This is a genomic window from Bosea sp. ANAM02 (assembly GCF_011764485.1).
Taxonomy (GTDB): Bacteria; Pseudomonadota; Alphaproteobacteria; order Rhizobiales; family Beijerinckiaceae; genus Allobosea.
The window spans coordinates 4,404,537-4,427,799 of sequence record NZ_AP022848.1; the positions used below are offsets into that span (position 1 = coordinate 4,404,537).

21 protein-coding genes and 1 pseudogene are annotated in these 23,263 nt (G+C 66.3%); 8 read left to right on the top strand and 14 right to left on the bottom strand.

The genetic code is table 11. From position 1 onward, the window contains the following. The first annotated feature begins 78 nt into the window (after positions 1 to 78). The 3 genes from OCUBac02_RS21035 to OCUBac02_RS21045 all read left to right on the top strand — a co-directional run bounded on the left by OCUBac02_RS21035 (position 79) and on the right by OCUBac02_RS21045 (position 2,330). Positions 79 to 465, top strand: coding sequence for a c-type cytochrome (locus OCUBac02_RS21035; RefSeq protein ID WP_173048402.1), 387 nt, complete (start codon positions 79 to 81; stop codon positions 463 to 465). Positions 466 to 548: 83 nt separating this feature from the next. Beyond that, positions 549 to 1,760 carry a Na+/H+ antiporter NhaA gene (gene nhaA / locus OCUBac02_RS21040; protein ID WP_173048404.1) on the top strand — a complete coding sequence of 404 codons (1,212 nt, stop codon included), beginning with the start codon at positions 549 to 551 and terminating at the stop codon, positions 1,758 to 1,760. Between the two features lie 120 nt (positions 1,761 to 1,880). Then, positions 1,881 to 2,330 (top strand): NUDIX hydrolase, encoded by a 450-nt coding sequence (locus tag OCUBac02_RS21045; RefSeq protein WP_047579912.1) that lies wholly within the window; start codon positions 1,881 to 1,883, stop codon positions 2,328 to 2,330. Here the strand turns inward: OCUBac02_RS21045 and OCUBac02_RS21050 are convergent. After that, the gene (locus tag OCUBac02_RS21050; RefSeq protein WP_173048406.1) at positions 2,327 to 2,800 is read right to left on the bottom strand and encodes a DUF6644 family protein; all 474 of its coding nucleotides are present in this window, start codon (positions 2,798 to 2,800) and stop codon (positions 2,327 to 2,329) included. The genes OCUBac02_RS21045 and OCUBac02_RS21050 overlap by 4 nt on opposite strands. A gap of 2 nt (positions 2,801 to 2,802) precedes the next feature. After that, complete coding sequence (locus tag OCUBac02_RS21055) at positions 2,803 to 3,189, bottom strand: DUF6152 family protein (RefSeq protein WP_091858370.1); 387 nt, start codon at positions 3,187 to 3,189, stop codon at positions 2,803 to 2,805. An 847-nt stretch (positions 3,190 to 4,036) separates the two neighbouring features. Here OCUBac02_RS21055 and OCUBac02_RS21060 point away from each other — a divergent pair. Beyond that, positions 4,037 to 4,534: a GNAT family N-acetyltransferase gene (locus tag OCUBac02_RS21060; protein WP_173048408.1), complete on the top strand. Its 498-nt coding sequence runs from the start codon at positions 4,037 to 4,039 to the stop codon at positions 4,532 to 4,534. 3 nt (positions 4,535 to 4,537) lie between these two features. Here OCUBac02_RS21060 and OCUBac02_RS21065 read toward each other — a convergent pair whose 3' ends face one another. Beyond that, on the bottom strand, positions 4,538 to 4,957 hold the full coding sequence (locus tag OCUBac02_RS21065) for a DUF2267 domain-containing protein (protein ID WP_173048411.1): 420 nt from the start codon (positions 4,955 to 4,957) through the stop codon (positions 4,538 to 4,540). Positions 4,958 to 5,085: 128 nt separating this feature from the next. Between OCUBac02_RS21065 and OCUBac02_RS21070 the strand changes: the two genes are divergently transcribed. Then, positions 5,086 to 5,766, top strand: coding sequence for a DUF433 domain-containing protein (locus OCUBac02_RS21070; protein ID WP_173048413.1), 681 nt, complete (start codon positions 5,086 to 5,088; stop codon positions 5,764 to 5,766). 14 nt (positions 5,767 to 5,780) lie between these two features. Further along, the gene (locus OCUBac02_RS21075; RefSeq protein WP_173048415.1) at positions 5,781 to 6,164 is read left to right on the top strand and encodes a DUF5615 family PIN-like protein; all 384 of its coding nucleotides are present in this window, start codon (positions 5,781 to 5,783) and stop codon (positions 6,162 to 6,164) included. A 12-nt stretch (positions 6,165 to 6,176) separates the two neighbouring features. Here the strand turns inward: OCUBac02_RS21075 and uvrB are convergent, their stop codons facing one another. The 4 genes from uvrB to OCUBac02_RS21095 all read right to left on the bottom strand — a co-directional run bounded on the left by uvrB (position 6,177) and on the right by OCUBac02_RS21095 (position 10,854). After that, positions 6,177 to 8,876, bottom strand: coding sequence for an excinuclease ABC subunit UvrB (gene uvrB / locus OCUBac02_RS21080; RefSeq protein ID WP_173048417.1), 2,700 nt, complete (start codon positions 8,874 to 8,876; stop codon positions 6,177 to 6,179). Positions 8,877 to 9,012: 136 nt separating this feature from the next. Further along, positions 9,013 to 9,357 (bottom strand): hypothetical protein, encoded by a 345-nt coding sequence (locus OCUBac02_RS21085; RefSeq protein WP_047576141.1) that lies wholly within the window; start codon positions 9,355 to 9,357, stop codon positions 9,013 to 9,015. Continuing rightward, positions 9,354 to 9,575, bottom strand: coding sequence for a hypervirulence associated TUDOR domain-containing protein (locus OCUBac02_RS21090; RefSeq protein WP_047576139.1), 222 nt, complete (start codon positions 9,573 to 9,575; stop codon positions 9,354 to 9,356). The genes OCUBac02_RS21085 and OCUBac02_RS21090 overlap by 4 nt, the downstream gene beginning before the upstream one ends. 52 nt (positions 9,576 to 9,627) lie before the next feature. Then, positions 9,628 to 10,854: a TIGR03862 family flavoprotein gene (locus OCUBac02_RS21095; RefSeq protein ID WP_244639007.1), complete on the bottom strand. Its 1,227-nt coding sequence runs from the start codon at positions 10,852 to 10,854 to the stop codon at positions 9,628 to 9,630. A 215-nt stretch (positions 10,855 to 11,069) separates the two neighbouring features. On the opposite strand from OCUBac02_RS21095, the pseudogene OCUBac02_RS21100 reads away from it, so the two are divergent. Further along, a pseudogene (locus tag OCUBac02_RS21100) lies at positions 11,070 to 11,386 on the top strand (YnfA family protein); the annotation flags it as partial. Between the two features lie 158 nt (positions 11,387 to 11,544). On the opposite strand, the gene OCUBac02_RS21105 reads toward OCUBac02_RS21100, so the two are convergent. The 7 genes from OCUBac02_RS21105 to OCUBac02_RS21135 all read right to left on the bottom strand — a co-directional run bounded on the left by OCUBac02_RS21105 (position 11,545) and on the right by OCUBac02_RS21135 (position 20,932). Next, on the bottom strand, positions 11,545 to 13,272 hold the full coding sequence (locus tag OCUBac02_RS21105) for a Na/Pi cotransporter family protein (RefSeq protein WP_173048419.1): 1,728 nt from the start codon (positions 13,270 to 13,272) through the stop codon (positions 11,545 to 11,547). 339 nt (positions 13,273 to 13,611) lie between these two features. Further along, entirely contained in the window at positions 13,612 to 14,679 is a 1,068-nt protein-coding gene (locus OCUBac02_RS21110) for an ABC transporter ATP-binding protein (RefSeq protein WP_173048421.1), read from the bottom strand. A gap of 14 nt (positions 14,680 to 14,693) precedes the next feature. Next, positions 14,694 to 16,901 carry an ABC transporter permease gene (locus OCUBac02_RS21115; RefSeq protein ID WP_173048423.1) on the bottom strand — a complete coding sequence of 736 codons (2,208 nt, stop codon included), beginning with the start codon at positions 16,899 to 16,901 and terminating at the stop codon, positions 14,694 to 14,696. A 232-nt stretch (positions 16,902 to 17,133) separates the two neighbouring features. Further along, complete coding sequence (locus OCUBac02_RS21120) at positions 17,134 to 18,171, bottom strand: ABC transporter substrate-binding protein (protein WP_047580648.1); 1,038 nt, start codon at positions 18,169 to 18,171, stop codon at positions 17,134 to 17,136. Between the two features lie 91 nt (positions 18,172 to 18,262). Continuing rightward, on the bottom strand, positions 18,263 to 19,045 hold the full coding sequence (locus OCUBac02_RS21125; RefSeq protein WP_173048425.1) for an inositol monophosphatase family protein: 783 nt from the start codon (positions 19,043 to 19,045) through the stop codon (positions 18,263 to 18,265). 14 nt (positions 19,046 to 19,059) lie between these two features. Continuing rightward, on the bottom strand, positions 19,060 to 20,058 hold the full coding sequence (iolG, locus tag OCUBac02_RS21130) for an inositol 2-dehydrogenase (protein ID WP_173048427.1): 999 nt from the start codon (positions 20,056 to 20,058) through the stop codon (positions 19,060 to 19,062). Positions 20,059 to 20,131: 73 nt separating this feature from the next. Further along, on the bottom strand, positions 20,132 to 20,932 hold the full coding sequence (locus OCUBac02_RS21135; RefSeq protein WP_244639008.1) for an SDR family oxidoreductase: 801 nt from the start codon (positions 20,930 to 20,932) through the stop codon (positions 20,132 to 20,134). 451 nt (positions 20,933 to 21,383) lie between these two features. On the opposite strand from OCUBac02_RS21135, the gene OCUBac02_RS21140 reads away from it, so the two are divergent. After that, positions 21,384 to 23,171 carry a peptide ABC transporter substrate-binding protein gene (locus OCUBac02_RS21140; protein ID WP_173048430.1) on the top strand — a complete coding sequence of 596 codons (1,788 nt, stop codon included), beginning with the start codon at positions 21,384 to 21,386 and terminating at the stop codon, positions 23,169 to 23,171. Positions 23,172 to 23,263 lie beyond the last annotated feature (92 nt).

The window sequence follows — 23,263 nt, forward strand, 5'->3', positions numbered from 1 at the left end:
GCGCGACGAAATGGCCCATGCCGCCGCCCCGCGTCTCGGCGCTAAGTTGAGAATGTCTCCAAGTCGAAAGACATGATCATGCGCGCCATCCTCGCCGGCCTCGTCCTCCTGCTCCCCCTCCTCGCCCAGCCCGCAGCGGCGCAGGACATTTCGGCCGGCGAGCGCTCCTTCGCCAAATGCCGATCCTGCCATCAGATCGGCGAAGGCGCGCGCAATCTGGTCGGCCCGGAGCTCAACGGGCTGATCGGCCGGCATTCGGGGGCGGTCGAAGGCTATAGCTATTCGGCCGCCAACAAGAATTCGGGCCTGACCTGGGACGAGGCGACCTTCGCCGAGTACATCAGAAACCCGAAAGCCAAGATCCCCGGCACAAAGATGATCTTCGTCGGCATCAGGAGCGAGAAGGAGATCCAGGATCTGATCGCCTTCCTCAAACAGTTCGACAAGGACGGCAAGAAACTCTGAATTCGCGCTGCGGCATCGGCAAACTTGGCCATCGACGGCAGCCTGTCGTATCTCTTCTATCCTGATCGACAGAGGAGAGCTTGATGGCCGCCACCGCGACCCGGACGAAACCCCTTTCCGCTCTGCGGGACTTCCTGGACAGCGAAGCTGCGGGCGGCATCGTCCTGATGGCGGTCGCAGCGCTGGCGCTCGTCGTCGCCAACTCGCCGGCCGCGCCAATCTATTTCGGCGTGCTGAAGAGCTATGTGCTGGGGCTGTCGGTCCTGCACTGGATCAACGATGCGCTGATGGCGGTGTTCTTCCTGCTCGTCGGCCTCGAGATCAAGCGCGAGATGCTGGACGGGCAGTTGTCGAGCTGGGCGCGCCGGGCGCTGCCGGGCTTTGCAGCGCTCGGCGGCATGATCGCCCCGGCGCTGGTCTATGCCGGCTTCAATCTCGGCTCGCCCGAAACCCTGCGCGGCTGGGCCATTCCCGCCGCCACCGACATCGCCTTCGCGCTCGGCGTGCTGTCGCTGCTGGGCCCGCGCGTGCCGGCCTCGCTCAAGATCTTCCTGACCGCGCTGGCGATCCTCGACGATCTCGGCGCGGTGATCATCATCGCGATCTTCTACACCGCCGAGCTCTCCGGCCTGCATCTCGGGCTCGCGGCCGCGACGCTCGTCGCGCTCGTCGCGCTGAACCGGCTCGGGGTGATGCGGCTCGCTCCCTATCTCCTGCTCGGTGCGGCGCTCTGGTATTTCACCCTGAAATCCGGCGTGCACGCCACGCTGGCCGGCGTCGCGCTGGCGCTGACGATCCCGCTCACGCCCTCGCCCGCGAAGCCGGACGACGCCACCTCGCCGCTGCACCGGCTGGAGCACGCGCTGCACCCCTCTGTCGCCTTCCTGATCATCCCGATCTTCGGCTTCGCCAATGCCGGCGTCTCCTTCGCCGGGCTCGGCCTCGCGACGCTCGGCCAGGCCGTGCCGCTCGGCATCATGCTCGGGCTGTTCCTCGGCAAGCAGATCGGCGTCTTCGGCTTCGGCTGGCTGGCGATCCGCAGCGGGCTCGCCGACCTGCCGGCCCGGGCCTCCTGGGCGCAGTTCTACGGCATCGCTCTGCTCTGCGGCATCGGCTTCACCATGAGCCTGTTCATCGGCCTGCTCGCCTTCCCAGCCTCGGAAGCCTTGCAGGACCAGACCAAGATCGGTGTGCTCGCGGGCTCGCTGCTGTCGGGCCTGTGCGGCTGGCTGGTGCTGCGGCTGTCGCGCTGCGAGGACGCCGCGGACGAACCGGCGCGCGAAGCGGAGGCCTGAGCGGAATCCGCGGAACGCCCCTTCCATTTCCGCGAATCGATGCAATATTTATTCGCTCCGGCGAACATCTGTGATTCGAAGCCGGACGAATGTGCAGGCGAGCGGGAGAGCCCAGCAGCGATGAAGAAGGCCAGGCGGAAACCGGGGGAGAAGCGATCGCAGATCGCCGCCATGCCGATCCGCCATGCCGCCGACGGCTCGACGGAGATCCTGCTCGTGACATCGCGGACCACGCGCCGCTGGATCGTGCCCAAGGGCTGGCCGATGAAGGGCCTCAAGGACCGCGACGCCGCCGCGCGCGAGGCCTATGAGGAGGCCGGCGTGATCGGCCGCGTCAGCGAGAAGCCGGCCGGGCGCTATACCTACTGGAAGCGGATGAGCGACCATTTCACGCTCTGCGAGGTGAAGCTCTACCTGCTCGAGGTCGAGCAGCAGCTCGACAGCTGGGCCGAGCAGCACCAGCGCGACCTGCACTGGTTCAAGCTCGCCGACGCCGCCGACCTCGTCGACGAGCCGGAACTGAGCACCGCGATCCGCAAGCTCGACACGCAGCTCGCCGTCGCGGCCTAGACGAAACCGATCCAGCGCCCCGCCAGCAGCACCGCCAGCCAGAGCGTGAAGGAGGCGAGCGCGCTCGCCCGCACGCGCCCTGAAACCCGCTCCGTCGCCAAGGCTTCCGCCAACGCCCTGCCTCGATGCTGGAGCGCGATATTGCCGAGCGCCATCACGAGCAGGGCGAGCTTGGCGAGGAAGGCCGGATTGCCCGCATATTCCGACGGCTTCACCGTGAAGAGCCAGGCGCCGGTCAGGAGCGCCAGCGCGAGGCCGAAAGCGGCGGCACGGGTCAGGAAGGGCGCGAGCACGGCGAGCGGCGCACCGCGCAGCAGGCCGATCAATCGAAGATCGAGCGGCAGGATCGCGCCGACCAGCAGGCCGATGCCGAGGATATGGGCGGCGTTGACGACGAGATAGGCCGTGCCGGAGCGCTGCAGCCACAGCGCGCCCGGCCAATGTCCCAGGGCCTCAATCAGCTCCGGCATGATCAGTTGGTGCGAATGCGCTCCGGATACATGTCGTAATCCTTGCCGGCGAGGGTGATGCGCACGGCCTTCATATGCAGCTTGGTCTTGTCGAGATGGCGGTTTCCGAGCGCGGTGATGGCATCGCCGGGCTTGGCCGTATCACCGCGGAAGCCGGAGCGCTCGGTCTGGTTGGGATTGCCGAGATCGACCTGCCAGAGCTTGCCCTCGGACTCGACCATCAGCATCGGATGCGGCGGGGCCATCGATATCTTGCTGATCTTGCCCTTGAGCGTCATCTGCTCGCCCTCGGCCCAGGCCCAGCCGTGATGCGCCAGCGCCGGCAGCGCGACGGTGGCGGCGAGGCCGGCGAGAAGGACGGGAAGGCGGCGGCGGTTCAGCATCGTCATGCAACGTCTCCCTGCTCGGGCGCGCGAGCCGCGCGCCTCCCGACAACCAGCCTGCCACGGCCAAGTTGCAGCCGGGCCATCACATCTGCGTTGGCAGGGAGCAGCTATCGCCGTCATGGTCGGGCTTGTCCCGACCATCCACGTCTTCCTTCGAGCCATGCGGTGTTCAAGACGTGGATGCTCGCCACAAGGGCGAGCATGACGGCAAGATTCCGCGCAAGCACCTGCGGCCGCCCGCGCCGCCGCGTGCGGGGAGAATGAGGGGCAGCGGAGCGCCGCGAGGCGCGGGGGTATCGGCCGCTTCCATTGAGCCAGGATGCGGCGCGGATGGATTGAGCCACCATCCGCACGCCCCGTGGCGCTCCGCTCGACGGCGTTATTGAAAGCTGCGGGCCGCGCTTCCGTTGGGCGGAGCGTCGATCACGGACGGACAGGGCGCGCCAGCTTCCCTCAGCGGGTCGTCGCGCGTCTGCCGCCTCACAACCGCCGCGCCGCCTCTCCTAGCGAGCTCCTCGCACAGGCGCCGTAGTACGCCCAGGGCGGTTCCCGCAGCCTCCCGAGTCCGGGGTGCAAACCCGGTCGCAGGGCGCCGCCCCCGCCCCGCCATGCAGCATGCCTCCGGATGGCCGCCCCTCGGGGTGAGGTGGCCGAGAATAGGCATGGGCTATGTGGGCGGGGATAAGTTTCGGCCGCCGGCCGCGCCTGCCCGTCGTGGTCACCCTTGTGACGACCATCCACGTCTTCGCGCGTCCAGGGCGCAAGACATGGATGCTCGGGACAAGCCCGAGCATGACGGCAGAAGGCCACACGGTTCCACATCACGACCCCGGCATGGCATAAGCCCCGCATGCAAATCCGCCCCGAACAGCCCGCCGATACCGACGCCATCCGCGCCCTGACCACGGAGGCCTTCGCGACGGCGCCGCATAGCAGCGGCACCGAAGCCGCGATCGTCGACGGCCTGCGCGCGGCGGGGGCGTTGACGCTCTCGCTCGTCGCCGTCGAAGATGGCGCGATCGTCGGCCATGTCGCCTTCTCGCCGGTGACGATCGACGGGGCGGCGCGCGATTGGTTCGGGCTTGGGCCGGTTTCGGTGCGGCCGGGCCGGCAGCGTGGCGGCATCGGCTCCGGGCTGATCCGCGAGGGCCTGCGGCGCCTGCGCGAGATCGGCGCCGGTGGCTGCGTCCTGCTCGGCGACCCCGCCTATTACGGCCGCTTCGGCTTCGCCAATGATCCGGCGCTGGTGCTGGAGGGCGTGCCGCCGGAATATTTCATGTGCCTCGGCTTCGGCGCGGAACCGCCGGCCGGCACGGTGCGCTATCACGCGGCTTTCGACGGGGCCTGAGGCTCAGACCGCCCAGAACTCCCGCGCGCCCGGCGGCAGCTTGGCCAGCGCGCGCTCGAAGGCTTGCGGGTCGACATGCCGGCACAGCGCCCGGGCGACATCGGCGATGCCGGTTTCGGGCAGGAGCGTATGGTCGTGGCGGTGGCCGATCGCCTCCCGCGTCAGCGCCGCGCGGTCGGCGAAGGGTTTTGGCGGCTGCGCCGTGTCCCAGCCCTGCAGAAACATGGCGCCGAGCAGCGGCGGCAGGGCGTTCGCGAAGGTCACGCCCTCCGCGGGCGTCAATCGCGCCCGGAAGGTGACCAGCACGGCCAGCACCGCCGCATAGCTCTGATGCGTGGTGCCGAGCCCAAGCTCATCGCGCGCATCGAGCAGGAAGCGTTCGAAATCGCGCGAGGCGTGGACGAAGGCGGAGGGGACGGTCATGGCAGGAGGATAGCACGTCACCATATTACCGTTATCGATCAACGAGCTTGTTCGAGCGGCGGCCCAAAAGATGGGATTCCGTTCCTGATTCTGACGTGCTATTAGTTCGAGCAGGAGAACGAATTTAGATGACCGGAAGGCGCCCCCCTTCAGACGTCGCTCCCACGCTCGACATAAGCAGCCTTGTTGCTGCATTTTCGGAAGAGCAGGTTGAGCGGATGACCAGCCTGACAAAAGGCCGGCTTCGCTATTGGGCAAAGACTGACTTTTTCAAGCCCAGCTTCGTCGAAGAAGATGCACGCCTTGCCTATAGTCGTTTCTATTCCTTTAAGGACGTTGTAGCTCTGCGTACCCTCGAAATGCTCAGAGTCCAGAACGGAGTTCCACTTCAACACCTTCGGAAAGTTGCCGCGAAACTGGCCCATCTAAAGGATGGACTATGGACGAAGACTACTCTCTTCGTCGTGAATAAAGAAGTCAGCTTCGTGAATCCAGAAACGGGGAAGCCCGAAGGAGTGCTAAGTGGTCAATATCTTCTTGGTATTCCACTAAAACAGGTCATTGACGACACGAACGCAGATATTGTTACATTCAGCAAGCGCCGGAAAGAGACGCTCGGCCACCTGAGCCGCAATCGCAGCATTGCGCGAAATGCGTGGGTTGTTGCTGGCACACGCATTCCTGTCGCTTCGATTAAGCGCCTGCATGAAGACGGCTATAGTGTTCGACAAATCATCGATGAGTACCCTGACCTAACACCCGAAGACGTACATGCCGCAATTCAGCATAGCGATATGCGTGTAGCGTGACAGATCTCTCGGCTATGCAGTTCTTCATTGATCACTGCGTACCCGAATCGGTATCCAAGGCGCTCGAAGCGGAAGGCCGTGTAGTCATCCGGCTTCGCACCAAAACAGCTCCAGACTCGCCAGATACGCTGGTTGCGGCCGTAGCCGAAGCAAACAATGCCGTTTTGATTACGATGGACGGCGATTTCAAGGCCATCGCAGCTAGAACTGGGATCGGTCAGCGACGGTACCGAAAATTGAGTTTGATACGCTTCGAAAAATGCCGCGAGTCCCAAGCAGCTTCTCGCCTATTAACCGCCATCTCTTTGATTGACCACGAATGGAAAGCAGGTAACGGCACGCGAGATCGTCGCATGTTTGTGGTGATCACGCCGGAATCTATTCGAACGCACCGGTAAACATCTCTAGAACTACCTCCTTTTCCGTCTCTCCGCAGCCCCCTTAGGCCGCGATTCCGGCACCGGGCCCATCTCGTCCAGTGTCGGCTTCCGCACCCGTGAGGTGCCGGTCAGCAGCGGGTTCGGCTTCTCGCCGGCTTTCGGCTTGCCCTCGCCGCCGCCGAGATTATGCGGGCCCATATCCGCGTCCGTGGGCTTGCGGGCGCGGGTCGGCGGCAGGTTGGCGCTGGAGCCGTAGCTGCGCTCGCCCTTGTACTTGCCGGCGGAGGCCTCGACATCGCCCTGCCGGGCGAGCGGATCGTCCGAAATCGCCAGCTCCGTCGCCTGCAGGCGCTTGATCTCGTCGCGCAGGCGGGCCGCCGTCTCGAATTCGAGATCGGCCGCGGCCTCGCGCATGCGCTTCTCGAGATCGGCGATCGCGGCCTTGAGGTTGTGGCCCGAGGCCGGCGCCACCAGCCCCTTGTCGACCGTGACATGGTCGCGCTCATAGACCGAGCCGAGGATGTCGCCGATGTTCTTCTTCACCGTCTGCGGCGTGATGCCGTGTTCCGCGTTATAGGCGACCTGCTTCTCGCGGCGGCGATTGGTCTCCGCCATCGCCCGCTCCATCGAGCCGGTGACGTGATCGGCATAGAGGATGACCTTGCCGTCGACATTGCGCGCGGCGCGGCCGATGGTCTGGATCAGCGAGGTCTCGGAGCGCAGGAAGCCCTCCTTGTCGGCGTCGAGAATGGCGACGAACCCGCATTCGGGGATGTCGAGCCCCTCGCGCAGCAGGTTGATGCCGACCAGCACGTCGAAGGCGCCGAGCCGGAGATCACGCAGGATCTCGATGCGCTCGATCGTGTCGATGTCCGAGTGCATGTAGCGCACGCGCACGCCGTTCTCGTGCAGGTATTCGGTCAGGTCCTCGGCCATGCGCTTGGTCAGCACGGTGACCAGCGTGCGATAGCCCTTCTCGGTGACCTCCTTGACCTCGTCCAGGAGGTCCGCGACCTGATGCTTGGCGGGGCGGATCTCGACCGGCGGGTCGATCAGCCCGGTTGGGCGGATGACCTGCTCTGTAAAGACGCCGCCGGTCTGGTCCATCTCCCAGCCGCCGGGCGTGGCCGAGACATGCACCGACTGGGGCCGCATCGCGTCCCATTCCTCGAAGCGCAAGGGCCGGTTGTCCATGCAGGAGGGCAGGCGGAAGCCATATTCGGCCAGCGTCGCCTTGCGGCGGAAGTCGCCCCGGTACATGCCGCCGATCTGCGGCACGGTGACATGGCTCTCATCGGTGAAGACCAGCGCGTTGTCGGGCAGGTATTCGAACAGGGTGGGCGGCGGCTCGCCCGGCTTGCGGCCGGTGAGATAGCGCGAATAGTTCTCGATGCCGTTGCAGGAGCCGGTGGCCTCGATCATCTCGATGTCGAAGGTGCAGCGCTGGTCTAGCCTTTGCGCCTCCAGGAAGCGGCCCATGCGGTTGAGCTCGTCGAGGCGGGCCTTCAGCTCCTCCTTGATCGACTTCACCGCCTGGGTCAGCGTCGGGCGCGGCGTGGTGTAGTGCGAATTGCCGTAGACCTTGATGAATTCGAGCTCGCCGGTCTTCTGGCCGGTCAGCGGGTCGAACTCGGCGATCGACTCGACCTCGTCGCCGAACAGGCCGATGCGCCAGGCCCGGTCCTCGTAGTGCGCCGGATAGAGCTCGATGACGTCGCCGCGCACCCGGAAGGTGCCGCGGACGAATTCATGCTGGGTGCGCTTGTACTGGAGCGCGACGAGATCGGCGATGAGCTGGCGCTGCTCGATGCGCTCGCCGAGCTTCACCGAGAAGGTCATCGCCGTATAGGTCTCGACCGAGCCGATACCGTAGATGCAGGAGACCGAGGCGACGATGATCACGTCGTCGCGTTCGAGCAGGGAGCGCGTCGCCGAATGGCGCATGCGGTCGATCTGCTCGTTGATCGAGGATTCCTTCTCGATATAGGTGTCCGAGCGCGGAACATAGGCCTCCGGCTGGTAATAGTCGTAGTAGGAGACGAAGTACTCGACCGCGTTGTCGGGGAAGAAGCTCTTGAACTCGCCATAAAGCTGCGCCGCGAGCGTCTTGTTGGGCGCGAGGATCAGCGCCGGGCGCTGCGTCTCCTCGATCACCTTGGCCATGGTGAAGGTCTTGCCCGAGCCGGTGACGCCGAGCAGCACCTGATCGCGCTCCTGCCGGCGGATGCCGTCGACGAGATCGGCGATCGCGGTCGGCTGGTCGCCTGACGGGGAGAAGTCGCTCTTCATCTGGAAGCGGATGCCGCCTTCCGATTTCTCCGGGCGCTCGGGCCGGTGCGGCGTCCAGGGCTTGCCGGGCTGGATGAAGGGGCTGCCGGTCTCCAGCAGATGCTGCAGCGAGCTTGCCGTCGCGGCGGCCGCGCCCTCGGCGCCGATGAAGGCGGAGTCGGCCTTCCTGGAGAGCTTGCGCTTTGGCCGCTCCTCGCCGCCCGGCCGTTCCAGCGCGTAGTCCGGCTTTGGTTCATAGCCCGCCTGCGGCCTGTCGCTGAAACCGGAAGCGCCGCCCGGCACCGCCGTGCCGCGGTTGATCGCCGGGTTCAGGAGGTCGGCGAGATAGCCTTCGAGCGGCTTCAGCTCGGGCTTGGTCGCCTTGGAATTCGGCGTGCGGGCCGAAGCGGGCTTCTTCGCCGCTTTCGGCTTGGTCGCGGTGGTGTCGGAGCTTTTCGGCATGGCCGTAATATGGGGCGGAACGGGCCGCGATGCGAGAGGGCGCGGCGCTCGGCCGGCATGATTGGTGACAGGAGATGGCAGGAAGCAGGAGCGTCGCCCAGCGCCTAGATTGGGGAAGCTCCCGCAATCGCAATCGTCAGGCGCTCCTTTTCGCCTCTTCTTCCTTTCGCTCCAGCTCCGCCTTCTTGCGCTCGCACCACTCGCGACCTTCATCGCCGCCCCAGAGCAGCCAGGCGATCCAGCCGGCGGAGGGATCGTCCTTGTCGCCGAAGCCCCTCGCCTGCCTGTCGACGGCATGGCGGGCGAAATAGCTCGCCATGCGCCGCACCGTATCGGAGCTCAACCTGCGGCGGTTGCTGAGGTCGCGGGCGCGGGCGACGCCGATCTGCGTGCCGCCGCGGTTGAACTGCTGCCGCAGCCTGAGGCCCTTCGCGGCCGCCTTGGCGACCGATTCAGGCGGCGTCAGGTCGATATGGCTCATTGAACGCGCTCCAGTTCGCTATGGGATTTGAGCGCGTAGCCGCCATTGGGCTGGGTCACGAGATAGGCCGGCTTCGCCTCCGAAGCATTGCGGCGTACGCGCGTGCCCTTGATGGTGCGGCTGACCGGAGTCGTGAAAACCTGCTCGACACGGCCGCGGGCGCGATGCGCGCCCCAGCGCCATGTCACATCGGTTCCGGGCTTCAGCGGCTCGGCCATGTCCTGCTCCCTTCAAGTCGATGGAGCGGTAACGCGGCAACGCGGCGCTGGTTCATCCCTGTCCGGCAAGCCAGGCCTCGATGCCCGCAGCGGCCGCCACGCCGGTCGTGAAGCTCGCCTGCAGCAGGTAGCCGCCGGTGGGCGCCTCCCAGTCGAGCATCTCGCCTGCCGCGAAGACGCCGGGCAGGCGGTTCAGCATGAAACCCGCATCGATCTCGTCGCTGACGATGCCGCCGGCCGTCGAGATCGCGCGCGCGATCGGCATGGGTGCGCCCAGACGCAGCGGCGCGGCCTTGACCAGAGCGGCAAGCGCGTCCGGAGCCTCCGGCAGGGCTGCGCCGGCCGCATCGCGCAGCAGGGCGATGGCGACCGGGGCGAGGCCCGCCGCCTTGCGCAGGTGGTTGCTCAGCGTCTCGCCCTTGCGGCGCTTCGCAAGGCGGGCGGCAAGGTCCGGCTGGGCGAGGTCCGGCCGCAGGTCGATCGCGATCGCGGTGCCGCCGTCGCGCACGACTGCCTCGCGGATCGGTGCCGACAGCGCATAGATCGCGCCGCCCTCGATGCCGTCGGCATCGATCATCGCCTCTCCCGCCGCCATTTCGTCCCCATGCCGGATGACGATGCGCTTCAATGGCTGGCCGGCGAAACGCTCCTTCATCACCCGCGACCAGGCGACCGCGAAGCCGCCATTGGCGGGCCTGAGCGGCGAGACCGCGATGCCGCGTCCCGCGAGTAACGGCACCCAGCCGCCATCGGATCCCAGCCGGGGCCAGCTCCCGCCGCCCAGCGCCAGCAGCGTCGCATCGGGGCGGACCGTCTCGGCCTCGCCGCTCGCGAGGCGGAATGTCAGCGCGCCGTCCGCATCCCAGCCGGTCCAGAGCCGGCCCGATGCCAGCCGGACGCCCAGCCCGCCGAGCCGGGCGAGCCAGGCCCGCAGCAGGGGCGAGGCTTTCATCGCGCGGGGAAAGACCCGGTCGCTGGAGCCGACGAAGGTCTCCGCACCGAGCCCGTCCGCCCAGTGACGCAAGGCCTGTGGCGGGAAGGCGCGCAGGGCCGGTTCCAGCCAATCGCTTGCCTCGCGATAGCGGTGAAGGAAGGCGTCGAGGGGCTCGGAATGCGTCAGGTTCAGGCCACCGCGCCCGGCCAGCAGGAACTTGCGGGCGGGCGACGCCATGCGCTCATAGATCGTGACGCGATGCCCGGCGCCGGCCAGCCGCTCGGCGGCGATCAGGCCTGCCGGGCCGGCGCCGATGATAGCGATGTCACGTATCGGCTTTTCCACCGCAGCCCTGTCTCAGTCTGGGCGCGTCATCCCGGGCGCAGCGAAGCGGAAACCCGGGATCCATGCCTGAACCTTTGCTGGAAGCGCTCCGGCATGGATCCCGGATCGGCGCCGCTGACGCGGCTTGTCCGGGATGACGGCGCGTTTCCGTTCGAAGGCTTACCGCTTTAGACTGGCGCCTGCGCCGCGAAAAGCCCTGCAACGGGCATCGTTTCATGCCGACCATCGCCGCCTATATCGGCGCAGCCCTCTTCGAGATCGCCGGCTGCTTCGCCTTCTGGAGCTGGCTGCGGCTCGGCAAGCCGATCTGGTGGCTGCTGCCGGGGCTCGTTTCGCTCGGGCTCTTCGCCTGGCTCCTGACTTTGGTCGAGAGTGCCGCGGCCGGGCGCGCCTTCGCCGCCTATGGCGGTGTCTATATCGCCGCCTCGCTCGGCTGGCTCTGGGCGGTCGAAGGGATCAGACCTGACCGTTGGGATGTGACGGCGGCATCATTTGCCTCGCGGGCGCCGCGATCGTCCTGGCGGCGCCGCGTTATCGGAAGAGATTTGTCATTCCGGGGCGCGCCATAGGCGCGAACCCGGAACCCACGACCGGGCGAGCCGCCAGCAACGGGGTCGTACGATGTCTCACCCAGTCGTGGGTTCCGGGTTCATTGCTGCGCAATGCCCCGGAATGACATCCAGGCGCCCCTTACCCGCCCGAATGCGCGGCGGGGATGAGCACGGCCGGCGTCTCGCGCTGCGCAGCGGCCGCCTTCGTGTCGCGCAGGCGGCTTTCGCGCAGCTCGTTGGCGCTCTCCAGGATCGGGTAGGCGATCGAGACGATATGGCCGTGGATGCGCTTGAGATCACGGATGATGTCGAGATGGATCGCGCTGGTCTCGATCGATTCCGGCCGGCCCGAGCGCAAGCGCTGGAAGTGGCTGTCGGTGGCGCGGCGCTCGGCATCGCGCATCGCCGCCTTGTCGGCGAAGAGCTGGCGGGCGAGCACGATGTCGCGCGTGGCGAAGACATTGAGCGCCAAGGCCAGCGCCGAAGCGACGCGATGATGGAAGTCGCGGATCTCCGCCAGCCCCTCCGGCGAGAAGGAATAGCGCTTGCGGATCTTCTTCTCGGCGAGCTCGCGCAGGTTCTTGTCGATGATGTCGCCGATATGCTCGAGATTGGTGATCAGCGTGATGATCTCGAACAGGCGCCGGCTCTCCTCCTCGGAAAGCTCGTTGCGGGAGACCTTGACCAGATAGAGCTTGATCGACTCGTGGATCGTGTCGACGCCGTCATCGGCCTGCGCGATGGCGCGGGAGAGCTTGAGCTCGTCCTTCTCCAGCAGCGTCATCGTATCGCGCAGCATGCCCTCGACGCGATCGCCGAGGCGCAAAGCCTCGCGCATGGCGCCCGCAAGCGCCTCGGTGGGGCTGTCGAGCGCGTTCGGATCGAGATAGCGCGGCGTCACGGCCTCCGCCTTCCCGTCCTTGCCGGGCATGAAGCGCTCGACCAGTCCCGAGATCGGCCCGACGAAGGGCAGGAAGACCAGGGCACCGACGATGTTGAGCATGACGTGGAATTCGATGGCGAGCCTCGCATCCGCGGAAGGCAGGCTGACGAGCCAGGCCGAGAGCGGGCCGACGAAGGGCAGGACCGCGAGCGCCAGGATCAGGCGCGTGACGAGATTGCCGACGGCGGCGCGGCGCTGGGCGGCGGGCGCGCCGAGCTGATCGAGCACCGGGATCACGGCATTGCCGAGATTGGCGCCGATGACCAGCGTCAGCGCCGTCGCCGGCGGGAACAGGCCCGACGCCGCGAAGGTCGCGACGAGCAGGATGATCGCGATCGAGGAATGCACGATCCAGGTCGCGGCGATGGCGGCGAGGATGCCGAGCAGCGGCTCCGAGCCCATGGCGGCAAGAACGGTGCGGAAGGTCGGCGACTGCGCCAGCGGCGCCGCGGCCGTGTTGAGCTCGATCAGCGAGAGCAGGATCAGGCCGATGCCGACCAGCACGCGGCCGATATTGCGCGGGCGTTCCATCGCCTCGCTGGAGAGGTACATGGCGACGCCGATGGCGACGCAGAGGCCCCAGAGCCAGCCGAGATCCATCGAGATGACGAAGGCGGCGAGCGCCGTGCCGAGATTGGCGCCAAGCAGCACCGCGAGCGCCATGGCCGGCACGATCAGCGCCTGACCGGCGAAGGAGGAGACCAGCAGCGTCGTCGCGGTTGAGCTCTGCAGCACCATCGTCACCGCGACGCCGCTGCCGAAGGCAGCGAAGCGATTGCGGGTGAAGCTCTGCAGCGCCTGCCTGAGCTGGGAGCCGAAGGCGCGCATCGCGCCGGTTCGCACCAGCCTGACCGCCCAGATCAGCAGCGCGACGCCGCCGGCAAGATGGATCAAGATGGTGGTTGCGCTCTCGCCCGTGGCCATTTTCGTGCGGTCTTTCCCCGATTCAGGTGCTGATCTTCGGCTGAATCTATCAATTTTTGATTAGCCAACTCAACAGAAATACGCGGCGAAAGTGCTGATATTTGGGCAGCGCTTCTCATGAAGCGGTCGCGACTACGTACGATGCCCCCGAATGCCGAAGCCCTCATCCTGAGGAGCCGCGCAAGCGGCGTCTCGAAGGATGCTCCAGATGTCTGCAGAGCCTCCTGGAACATCCTTCGAGACGCCATTTCTCTCGAAATGGCTCCTCAGGACGAGGGCTCGGGGGATTTTCCAGTTAGACACTCAGGATGAGGGCTCAGGGTCTCTTCAAGTCGGCGATCAGGCCGGTGGAATCAGCGTCACGCCCTTGTTCGCGAAGGAAACCGACACCGGGCTGCCCGGCTCCAGCATCTCGCGGCCGCCATACTGGACCACGAAGAGCTCGCCGACCTCGGTCTCGACCATGATGTCGAGATGGTTGCCGAGATAGGCGCATTTGCGGATCGTGCCGGGCAGCGAGTCCGCCTGACCGGCCTCGCCCAGCAAGAGCGCTTCCGGCCGGATCGCCACCTTGGCCGGGCCGGCGCCGAGACCGCGCGCCGGCAGGCTGACCATCGCCGCGCCGATCGCGACCTCGGCACTGCCGTCCGCCACCGTCTTCACGGTGACGTCGACCAGATTGGCATCGCCGATGAAGTCGGCGACGAAGGCGTTGGAGGGCTGTTCATAGAGGTCGCGCGGCGCGCCTTCCTGCGCGATCCGGGCGTTGGACATCACGATGATGCGGTCGGAGACGGCGAGCGCTTCCTCCTGGTCGTGGGTGACATAGGCCACGGTCAGGTTGAGGTTCTGCTGCAACTCGCGGATTTCCTCGCGGACGCGGCGGCGCAGCTTGGCATCGAGATTGGAGAGCGGCTCGTCGAAGAGCAGCACCTGCGGCTCCAGCACGAGCGCGCGGGCGACCGCGACGCGCTGCTGCTGGCCGCCCGAAAGCTCGGACGGATAGCGGCTTTCGAAGCCCTTGAGGCCGACCAGCGCCAGCTTCTCCAGCGCCATCTGCCTGGCCTCGTCCTTGCCCAGGCCCTTCACGGTCGGGCCATAGGCGGCGTTGTCGAGCACGCTCATATGGGGAAAGAGCGCGTAGGACTGGAACACCATCGAGACGTCGCGATCGGCGGCCGAGAGCTTGGTCACGTCCCTGCCGCCGATCAGGATCTGACCTTCGCTGGCGATCTCCAGCCCTGCGATCATGCGCAGGGTCGTGGTCTTGCCACAGCCGGAGGGGCCGAGCAGCGTCACCAGCTTGCCGGCTTCGATGGTGAAGTTGATGTTGTCGACCGCCGTCACCGCGCCATAGCGCATGGAGACGTTGCGGAACTCGACGGAAGCGGGTCCGGCCTTGGCCATCTCGATGTGAATCCTTATCCGATCGCGGGAGCGGGCGCAGGCGCCGAAACGGTGGTGGTGCGGGCACGCCGGCCGAGCTTGCGCTCGCCGACGAGGAACTGGATCAGCGCGATGCCGAGCGCCATGAAGACGATCAGGACCGAGGAATAGGCGATGGCGAGACCGAACTCGCCCGCCTCGACGCGCCCGACGATATAGGCGGTGGAGAGGTTGTACTCGGCCGAGACCAGGAAGATCACCGCGCTGACCGCCGTCATCGAGCGCACGAAGGAATAGACCAGCGCCGAGACCAGCGCCGGCTTGAGCAGCGGCAGCACCACGCGCCAGAGCGTGGTGAAGCTGCGGGCGCGCAAAGTGGTCGAGGCCTCGTCCAGGCTCTTGTCGATCTGCGAGAGGCCGGCGATGCCGGAGCGCACGCCGACCGGCATGTTGCGGAAGACGAAGGCGATGACGAGGATCAGGCCGGTGCCGGTGATCTCGACCGGCGGCACGTTGAAGGCGAGGATATAGGCGACGCCGAGCACCGTGCCGGGAATGGCGAAGGAGAGCATCGTCGCGAATTCCAGCCCGGCCCGGCCGCTGAAGCGCTGGCGCGTCAGCAGATAGGCGGTGAGCAGGCCGATCACCGCGGTCAGCGGCGCCGAGATCGCCGCGACCTTCACCGTGGTGAAGAAGGACGGCCAGGCCGAGCCCTGGAAATAGATGCCGTTGCTGAAGTCGATCGCGAAGCCGGTCAGATAATGCTGGAGGGTCGGGGAATAGTCACGGCCCATGTTGCGGACGAAGCCGCCGACGAGAATCACGACATAGATCACCACGGTCAGCGCGACCCAGGGCACGATCACGGCGGCGGACAGCCAGGTGATGCGGCGCGGCAGCGGCGTCGGCAGGCCGGCATCGCCCTTGCCGGTGACCGTCGTGTACGACTTGTCGCCGAGCCAGCGCTGCTGCACCCAGAAGGCGCCGAGCGTGAAGGCGAGCAGCACGATGGCGAGCACCGCCGCCTGCCCCTGATTGTAGGAAGCTCCGACAACCGCGAAGAAGATCTTGGTCGAGAGCACCTCGAAATTGCCGCCGAGCACCAGCGGATTGCCGAAATCGGCCATGCTCTCGACGAAGCCGAGCAGGAAGGAATTGGCGATGCCGGGCTTGAGAAGCGGCCAGGTCACGGTGCGGAAGGTCTGCCAGCGCTTGGCGCCGAGAGTCTGCGAGGCCTCCTCCAGGCTGGGCGAGATACCCTGCACCACGCCGATCAGGACGAGGAAGGCGATCGGCGCGAAGGCCAGCACCTGCGCCAGGAGCACGCCCGGCAGGCCGTAGAGCCAGCGCGAACGCGGGATGTCGAACCACTCGTAGAGAAGGGTGGAGACCGCGCCGGCGCGGCCGAAGAGCAGGATCAGCGCGAGGCCGATGACGAAGGGCGGGGTGATGATCGGCAACACCGTCAGCGCCCGCATCACGCGCTTGCCGGGCATGCCGGTCCGCAGGATCAGCAGCGCGCAGGCGAGGCCGAGCAGCGTCGTGATCACGCCGCAGAGCACCGCGAGGATCAGCGTGTTCCAGGCGACGCCGCAATTGACGTTGGCGCTGAGGCAGCCCAGCCCCCAGATCGAGGAATCGAGGAAGCGCTCGATGAAGGCCGCCGGCGCGAAGGCGCCGTTCTGGTCGACCAGCGCGCTCTTCAGGATGATCGCGACCGGGAAGAAGATGAAGATGCCGATCAGCAGGACGACGAGGCCGATCGTCGAGGTCGTGAAGAGGTCGCCGCGGCAGATGCCGCGATAGGCCAGGCCGTGGCAGAGCAGGAAAAGCAGCGAGAGCAGCGTCAGGAAGGCGCCGCCGCCGATGCCGCGCTGGGAGGCTCCGGCCCCGCCGAGAAGGGCGGCGAGCCAGGAAATACCCTGGTCCTTCAGCACGATCGAGAAGGCCTGTGCGAAGAACAGGGCCATGCCGAGGAGACCGGTCCAGATCAGCACCGTCGCGGTGCGCTGGCGGTCGGCGCTGCCCCAGAAGGCCGTCGCGACGGCCAGCGCGACGCCCACCGGCAGGAGCCAGGGCGTCTGGCCGGACAGCGAGAGCGCCAGCGCGCTGCCGGCCTTGCCGAACGGGTATTCTGCGAGCCAGGCCCAGTTGGTCAGGCTCATGCCCTCGACGAGATACCAGGGCATCAGCGCATAGCCGAGCCAGCCGATCAGCAGCACGAGTCTCGTCGCCGGCGCCATGGTTGCCCTGCCCTCACATGTCCTGTCGGCCCGAACCGGTTGCCCCGGCTTTCATGGCCCAGCCTCGTTTTCTGCGCCCGAACCTCCTGCGTCATCCCGGACGCAGCGAAGCGGAGATCCGGGATCCATGCCGGAGCGCATCCGGCGGAGGTTCAGGCATGGATCCCGGGTCAAGCCCGGGATGACGGCGTGTTTCCGAGATCGTCCGGAAGCACGCCGGAGAGACGCAAGCCTACTTCGGCAGCGCCTTGACTTCCTTGTCCCACTTGGCGAGCAGGCGGGTGCGCTCCGCCGAGGAGCCGTATTTCACGAAGTCGTAGTTGATCAGCTTCATCTGATCCATCTTCGGCGACTGCGCCGGCACCGGCGAGGCCTTGTTCGACGGCACCTGATAGGACTTCGCGGGAGCGGCCAGCGCCTGGGCGGCCGGGGTCAGGGCCCAGTCGTAGAACTTCTTGGCGTTCTCCAGATTGCGCGCGCCCTTGACGATCGACATCGAGCCGATCTCGTAGCCCGTGCCCTCGCAGGGCGCGACCGGCTTGATCGGGTCGCCCTGGACGGCGAAGACCACCGCGTCATGGATGAAGACGATGCCGACGGCGGTCTCGCCGAGGCTCGCGGCCTTGGCCGGGGCGGCGCCCGACTTGGTGTACTGGCTGACGTTCTTGTGGAGGGCCTTGAGGTATTCGAAGCCCTTGTCCTCGCCCATCAACTGGATCACCGTCGCCAGCAGGTTATAGGCCGTGCCCGAGGAATTGGGATCGGCGACCTGGACGTCGTCCTTCAGCTTGGCATTGAGCAGGTCGGCCCAGCATTTCGGCTCGGGAATGCCCTTCGCCTTGATCTGCTCGGTGTTGAAGCCGAAGCCGAGCGCACCGGCATAGATGCCGACCGAGCGGTGCTTGGCCGCCTTCCACTGGTCGAGCGCCCAGCCATGCAATTCCTTGTTCTTCGGCGATTCATAGTCCTGCGTCAGACCTTCTTCGGCCGCCTGCAGATGCGGATCGCCCGTACCGCCCCACCAGATATCGCCGCGCGGATTGGAGGATTCGGCCTTGAGCTGGGCATAGATCTCGCCCGCGGACTTGCGGGTCATCGCGACCTTGATGCCGGTCTCCTTCTCGAAAGCCGTCGACATGGCGCGGCACCATTCCTCCTGGACACCGCAATACATCACGAGCGAGCCCTGAGCGCGGGCGGGGGTGGCGGCGAAGGCCGCCGTCGCGAGCGCGGCGAAGAGCCCCGCCTTGAGCCAGGATTTCGTCTGCATGTGAACCTCCCTGTTCGGATCTTTCGTTTCTTGTCGCTTGAGCCGAAGCTGAGATGAATTTTTGCGAAAGATCAATGGAATATGACGCTGGCTAAACGATTCCGGTGATCTCCCGCAACGGCGCCGCCAGCGCCGGCGTGCAGCACAGGATCGGATTGCCCCTGGCGATCCCCTCGCCGGCAAAGAAGTCATTGATGGAGGCGCCCGCCTCGCCGGCGATGACGATGCCGGCGGCGACGTCCCAGGCGTTGATATGGAGTTCGCCATAGGCGTCGCTCGAGCCGTTCGCGACATGGCAGAGCCCGAGCGTGCCGGAGCCGCCGCGCTTCATCGCGGCGCCCGCCGCATAGCCGCGCTCGATCACCTTGAGGTAGTTCTGCGCGGGAATGCGGGTCGACCAGCCGAGCTCGACCGAGGCGCGGGCGATATCGGTCGCGCCGGAGACCTTGATGGGATCGCCGTTCAGGGTCGCGCCGGCACCGCGCCGCGCCGCATAGACCTCGCCCAGGGCCGGGGCCGCGACGACGCCGATCTCCGGCTTGCGGTTCGCCAGGAAGCCGATGGAGATGCACCAGTTGCGGTCGCCATGGGCGAAATTCGCGGTGCCGTCGATCGGGTCGAGAATCCAGACGGCATCGGAGGCCTCGCCGCCGCCCTCCTCGCCGATGACAGTGTCGTTCGGGAAGAGCTCGGAGAGGCGGCGGCGCAGGAAATCCTCGACCTTGCCGTCGGCGACGGTCAGCCAGTCCTGTGCGCCCTTCATGGTGATGCCGAGGGATTCCCGTTTCTGGAAATAGCCCAGTGCCAGATGGCTCGCCTCGGCCGCGAGACCGAGGGCCGCATAGTAGCGCAGGTCGCGTTCAGACGGGGACATCGAACCAGCGGCCATCACTTGCCCCCGAGATCGACGCGGACGGGCTTGCCGGTCTGCGCGGATTCCGTTGCCGCATCGGCGAGGATCTGCGCTTTCAGGCCGTCGAGCCCGGTCGGCGAAGCCAAGGCCTTGCCGTTGCAGGCGGCGATGAAGGCATCGAGCTCGGCGCGATAGGCCGCGGCATAGCGCTCCAGGAAGAAGTTCTGCACGGGGTCGGCGCGGAAGCCCTGCCCCGTCGCGATCTCCACCGTGGTCTCGTGGATATTGCCGGCGCGCAGCATACCCTTCGAGCCGTGGACCTCGATGCGCTGGTCGTAGCCATAGCTGGCGCGGCGCGAATTCGAGATCTGGGCGATCCGGCCCGAGGCCGTCTTCATGATCACGGCGGCGGTATCGACATCGCCGGCCTCGCCGATCGCCTTGTCGACCAGGGCGGAACCGAGCGCGAAGACCTCGACCGGCTCCTCGGCCAGGAGGAAGCGCGCCATGTCGAAGTCATGGATCATCATGTCGCGGAAGAGCCCGCCCGAGCGCCTGACGTAATCGACCGGCGGCGGCGCGGGGTCGCGCGAAATCACGGTGACGATCTCGATCGCGCCGGCCTCGCCCGCGCGCAGCCGTTTTTCCAACGCGGCGAAATTCGGGTCGAAGCGGCGATTGAAGCCGATCATCAGCGGCCTGCCGGACTTTTCCACGGTCGCGAGGCAGCGGCGGATGCGGGCGGCGTCGAGATCGACCGGCTTCTCGCAGAACACGGCCTTGCCGGCTGAGACCGCCTGCTCGATCAGGTCGGCATGGGTGTCGGTCGGGGTGCAGATCAGCACGGCGTCGATCGCGGCGTCGGCCAGGATCGCCCCGGCGCTCGTGGCCTTGGCGCCGGCAGCGGCGGCGAGCGAGGCAGCGGCTTCCGGCATCGCGTCGGTGACGGCGACCAGCGCGGCATCACCGCGCGCCGCGACGTTCAGCCCATGGATGCGCCCGATACGGCCGGCGCCCAGCAATCCGATCTTCATGGCCTTCGTCATTTCCGTCGTCGCGTCTCGTCAGGCAGTCTTGCGGCGCGGACGCCGCGGTGAAAATCCGGGGCTAGTCGTGGGCGCCCAGAATGGTCTGGTCGAAATCGATATTCGAGCCGGTCATCAGCCCGGATTCGGCAGAGGCGAGATAGGCGACGGCCTTGGCGACCTCGCGCGGATCGATCAGGCGGCCGAAGGGCTGGGAGGCATTGGCCTCGACCAACCAATCATCCTTGGCCTCATGGCGCAGCTTCATGATCGCATCCTCGCCCGGCGTCGCCATCCAGCCGATATTGAGGCCGTTGACCCGGATGCGGTGCTTCAGGAGCCCATAGGCCGCATTCTTCGTCAGCGCCGCCAGAGCCGCCTTCGAGACGCTGTAGGCGGAGAGGAAGGGCTGGCCGCCATGCGCCGACATCGACTGGATGTTGACGATGGCGCCGGGAACATCCTGCCTGCGCATCAGGTCGGCGGCATCCTGGATCAGGAAGAAGGGTGCCCGCAGGTTCACCGCCATGATGCGCTCGTACAGCGCCGGCGTGGTATCGAAGATGGTGCCGCGATCGGTGTCGCCGGCCGCGTTCACGAGGATGTCGAGATGCCCGAAGGCCGCTTCAGCCGCGGGCACGACCTGACGGACGGCCTCGAGATCGGCAAGATCGACCCGATGGAAGCGTGCCTCGCAGCCGGCCTTCCGCAGGCTGTCCGCCACCGCCTCGCCACGCTGCGCATTGCGCCCGGTCAGGAGAAGACCGCGAGCGCCGCGAGCGGCGAATTCGCGGGCGATCGCCTCGCCGAGCCCCTGGCTGCCGCCGGTGACGATCGCAACCCTACCGTGAAGATCACGGCTGAACGAACCGGCCTGCGTCAAGGACCCGCCTCCCGAAGCGAATGGCAGGAATTTTTTGGAGCCCCTGCTGATTGGAACAAACATTCCATTTTTGGCATAGACGAGTCAAGGCACCCCGATAGCGCCCCGATTCAAGAATGGCAGTCCTGTCCGGACCGGAACGTCGACACCATCACGGACTTGGTCGCCATGATGACGATGCCGCACGCGAGATCACGAAAAGCGATGTTCTCAACGGAAAGAAAACTGTCGTCTTCGGGGCCGGATCGGCATAAAATTGTTCCCGTGCCGAATTATTGAGCAAATTCATGCAAATGCGAACCCATGCCGCGACCGCGCATCGCGGCAGACGCGCATCTGCCCTGCGCTGCACAGTTGACGCTTTCGTTGGCACATGCCTTGCTGAGGCCATCAACGAGAACACGGCGCGAAGGCGCCGGGGATCAATTTTGCTTAAAGGTGGAGGCATTCGATGAAAGATCAAGAAATCCGCGGCCTCGTCGCGGATGTGAAGGAAGGCACGCTCTCGCGACGCTCCTTCATGCAGAAGATGGCCGCGGTCGGCATCGCCGCGCCGATGGCGACCCAGATCCTGATGTGGAACGATGTCGCGCTGGCGAATGCCACGCTGCCCTACAAGCCGACCAAGGCCGGCGGCGGCGGTCCGCTCAAGATGCTGCTCTGGCAGGCCCCGACGTTGCTGAACCCGCATTTCGCCTCGGGCACCAAGGACCAGATCGCCTCGCGCATCTTCTACGAGCCGCTCGCCGGCTGGGACAAGGAAGGCAACCTGATCCCGCAGCTCGCCGCGGAAGTCCCGACCAAGGCCAATGGCGGCCTCTCCGCCGACGGCAAGACCGTAACCTGGAAGATCAAGCAGGGCGTGAAATGGCATGACGGCAAGCCGCTGACCGCCGACGACGTCGTCTTCACCTGGGAATACGCCGCCGATCCGGCGACGGCCGCCTACACCACCGGCTCCTACAAGGACATCAAGGTCGAGAAGGTCGACGCGCACACCGTCAAGGTGATCTTCGCCGAGGCCACGCCATTCTGGGCCGATCCCTATGTCGGCGTCGCCGGCATGATCATCCCGAAGCATGTCTTCGGCGAGTACAAGGGCGCGAAATCGCGCGAGGCTCCCGCGAACCTCAAGCCCGTCGGCACCGGCCCCTATAAGTTCGTCGAGTTCAAGCCGGGCGACATCCTGACCGGCGCCCGCAACGAAGACTACCATGTCAAGGTCCAGCCGCATTTCGACACGATCGAGGTCAAGGGCGGCGGCGACGCGGTCTCGGCGGCGCGTGCGGTCCTGCAGACCGGCGAATACGACTATGCCTGGAACCTCCAGGTCGAGGACGAGGTCCTCAAGCGCATGGAGACCGGCGGGCGCGGCAAGATCAGCGCCGTGGCCTCGGGCGATATCGAGTTCATCACCCTCAACACGACCGATCCGTGGACCGAGGTCGATGGCGAGCGCTCCAGCGTCAAGACCAAGCACCCGACCCTGTCGGACCCGGCCGTTCGCCAGGCGATCAACCTGCTGATCGACCGCGACTCGATCCAGAAGTTCATCTATGGCCGCGGCGGCGTCGCGACCGCGAGCTTCGTCAATGCGCCGGCACAGTTCAAGTCGCAGAAGCTCAAATACGAGTTCAACATCGAGAAGGCGAACAAGATCCTCGACGATGCGGGCTGGAAGAAGGGCTCGGACGGCGTCCGCGAGAAGGACGGCAAGAAGCTCAAGTATGTCTACCAGACCTCGATCAACGCCCCGCGCCAGAAGACCCAGGCCATCATCAAGCAGGCCTGCCAGCGCGCCGGCATCGATCTGGAGCTGAAGTCGGTGACGGCCTCGGTGTTCTTCTCGTCGGACGTCGCCAATCCCGACACCTACACGAAGCTGTACGCTGACATGGAGATGTACACGACGACGCAACCGCAGCCCGATCCGGAGCGCTTCCTCAACCAGTTCGTTTCCTGGGAGATCGCGACGAAGGAGAACAAGTGGCTGGGCCGCAACGTCTCGCGCTACTCCGATCCGGAGGCCGACAAGGCCTACAAGGCCGCGCAGAAGGAGCTCGACCCGGCCAAGCGCGCCGCGCTCCTGATCAAGGTCAACGAGATCTTCTGCGAGGCCAACGTTATCCTGCCCATCCTGTCGCGGACCCGTATCGCGGCCTCGCTGAACAACCTCTCGCACGACCATTCGGGCTGGGATGTCGACAGCTGGAACATCGCGGCCTGGTATCGTAGCTAATCCCCCAATCATCCGTCACGGCGGCTTCCCCCGCCGTGACGGGCATCATGCGCGCCGGCCCGCCTCCGCGGCTGCATCAGCAGCGGGGACGG

What these genes read in the sequence shown, in the direction of transcription:
- OCUBac02_RS21035 (WP_173048402.1), top strand. Translation starts at nt 79, where the DNA reads ATGCGCGCCATCCTCGCCGGCCTCGTCCTCCTGCTCCCCCTCCTCGCC.
- nhaA (WP_173048404.1), top strand. Translation starts at nt 549, where the DNA reads ATGGCCGCCACCGCGACCCGGACGAAACCCCTTTCCGCTCTGCGGGAC.
- OCUBac02_RS21045 (WP_047579912.1), top strand. Translation starts at nt 1,881, where the DNA reads ATGAAGAAGGCCAGGCGGAAACCGGGGGAGAAGCGATCGCAGATCGCC.
- OCUBac02_RS21050 (WP_173048406.1), bottom strand. Translation starts at nt 2,800, where the DNA reads ATGCCGGAGCTGATTGAGGCCCTGGGACATTGGCCGGGCGCGCTGTGG.
- OCUBac02_RS21055 (WP_091858370.1), bottom strand. Translation starts at nt 3,189, where the DNA reads ATGACGATGCTGAACCGCCGCCGCCTTCCCGTCCTTCTCGCCGGCCTC.
- OCUBac02_RS21060 (WP_173048408.1), top strand. Translation starts at nt 4,037, where the DNA reads ATGCAAATCCGCCCCGAACAGCCCGCCGATACCGACGCCATCCGCGCC.
- OCUBac02_RS21065 (WP_173048411.1), bottom strand. Translation starts at nt 4,957, where the DNA reads ATGACCGTCCCCTCCGCCTTCGTCCACGCCTCGCGCGATTTCGAACGC.
- OCUBac02_RS21070 (WP_173048413.1), top strand. Translation starts at nt 5,086, where the DNA reads ATGACCGGAAGGCGCCCCCCTTCAGACGTCGCTCCCACGCTCGACATA.
- OCUBac02_RS21075 (WP_173048415.1), top strand. Translation starts at nt 5,781, where the DNA reads ATGCAGTTCTTCATTGATCACTGCGTACCCGAATCGGTATCCAAGGCG.
- uvrB (WP_173048417.1), bottom strand. Translation starts at nt 8,876, where the DNA reads ATGCCGAAAAGCTCCGACACCACCGCGACCAAGCCGAAAGCGGCGAAG.
- OCUBac02_RS21085 (WP_047576141.1), bottom strand. Translation starts at nt 9,357, where the DNA reads ATGAGCCATATCGACCTGACGCCGCCTGAATCGGTCGCCAAGGCGGCC.
- OCUBac02_RS21090 (WP_047576139.1), bottom strand. Translation starts at nt 9,575, where the DNA reads ATGGCCGAGCCGCTGAAGCCCGGAACCGATGTGACATGGCGCTGGGGC.
- OCUBac02_RS21105 (WP_173048419.1), bottom strand. Translation starts at nt 13,272, where the DNA reads ATGGCCACGGGCGAGAGCGCAACCACCATCTTGATCCATCTTGCCGGC.
- OCUBac02_RS21110 (WP_173048421.1), bottom strand. Translation starts at nt 14,679, where the DNA reads ATGGCCAAGGCCGGACCCGCTTCCGTCGAGTTCCGCAACGTCTCCATG.
- OCUBac02_RS21115 (WP_173048423.1), bottom strand. Translation starts at nt 16,901, where the DNA reads ATGGCGCCGGCGACGAGACTCGTGCTGCTGATCGGCTGGCTCGGCTAT.
- OCUBac02_RS21120 (WP_047580648.1), bottom strand. Translation starts at nt 18,171, where the DNA reads ATGCAGACGAAATCCTGGCTCAAGGCGGGGCTCTTCGCCGCGCTCGCG.
- OCUBac02_RS21125 (WP_173048425.1), bottom strand. Translation starts at nt 19,045, where the DNA reads ATGTCCCCGTCTGAACGCGACCTGCGCTACTATGCGGCCCTCGGTCTC.
- iolG (WP_173048427.1), bottom strand. Translation starts at nt 20,058, where the DNA reads ATGAAGATCGGATTGCTGGGCGCCGGCCGTATCGGGCGCATCCATGGG.
- OCUBac02_RS21140 (WP_173048430.1), top strand. Translation starts at nt 21,384, where the DNA reads ATGAAAGATCAAGAAATCCGCGGCCTCGTCGCGGATGTGAAGGAAGGC.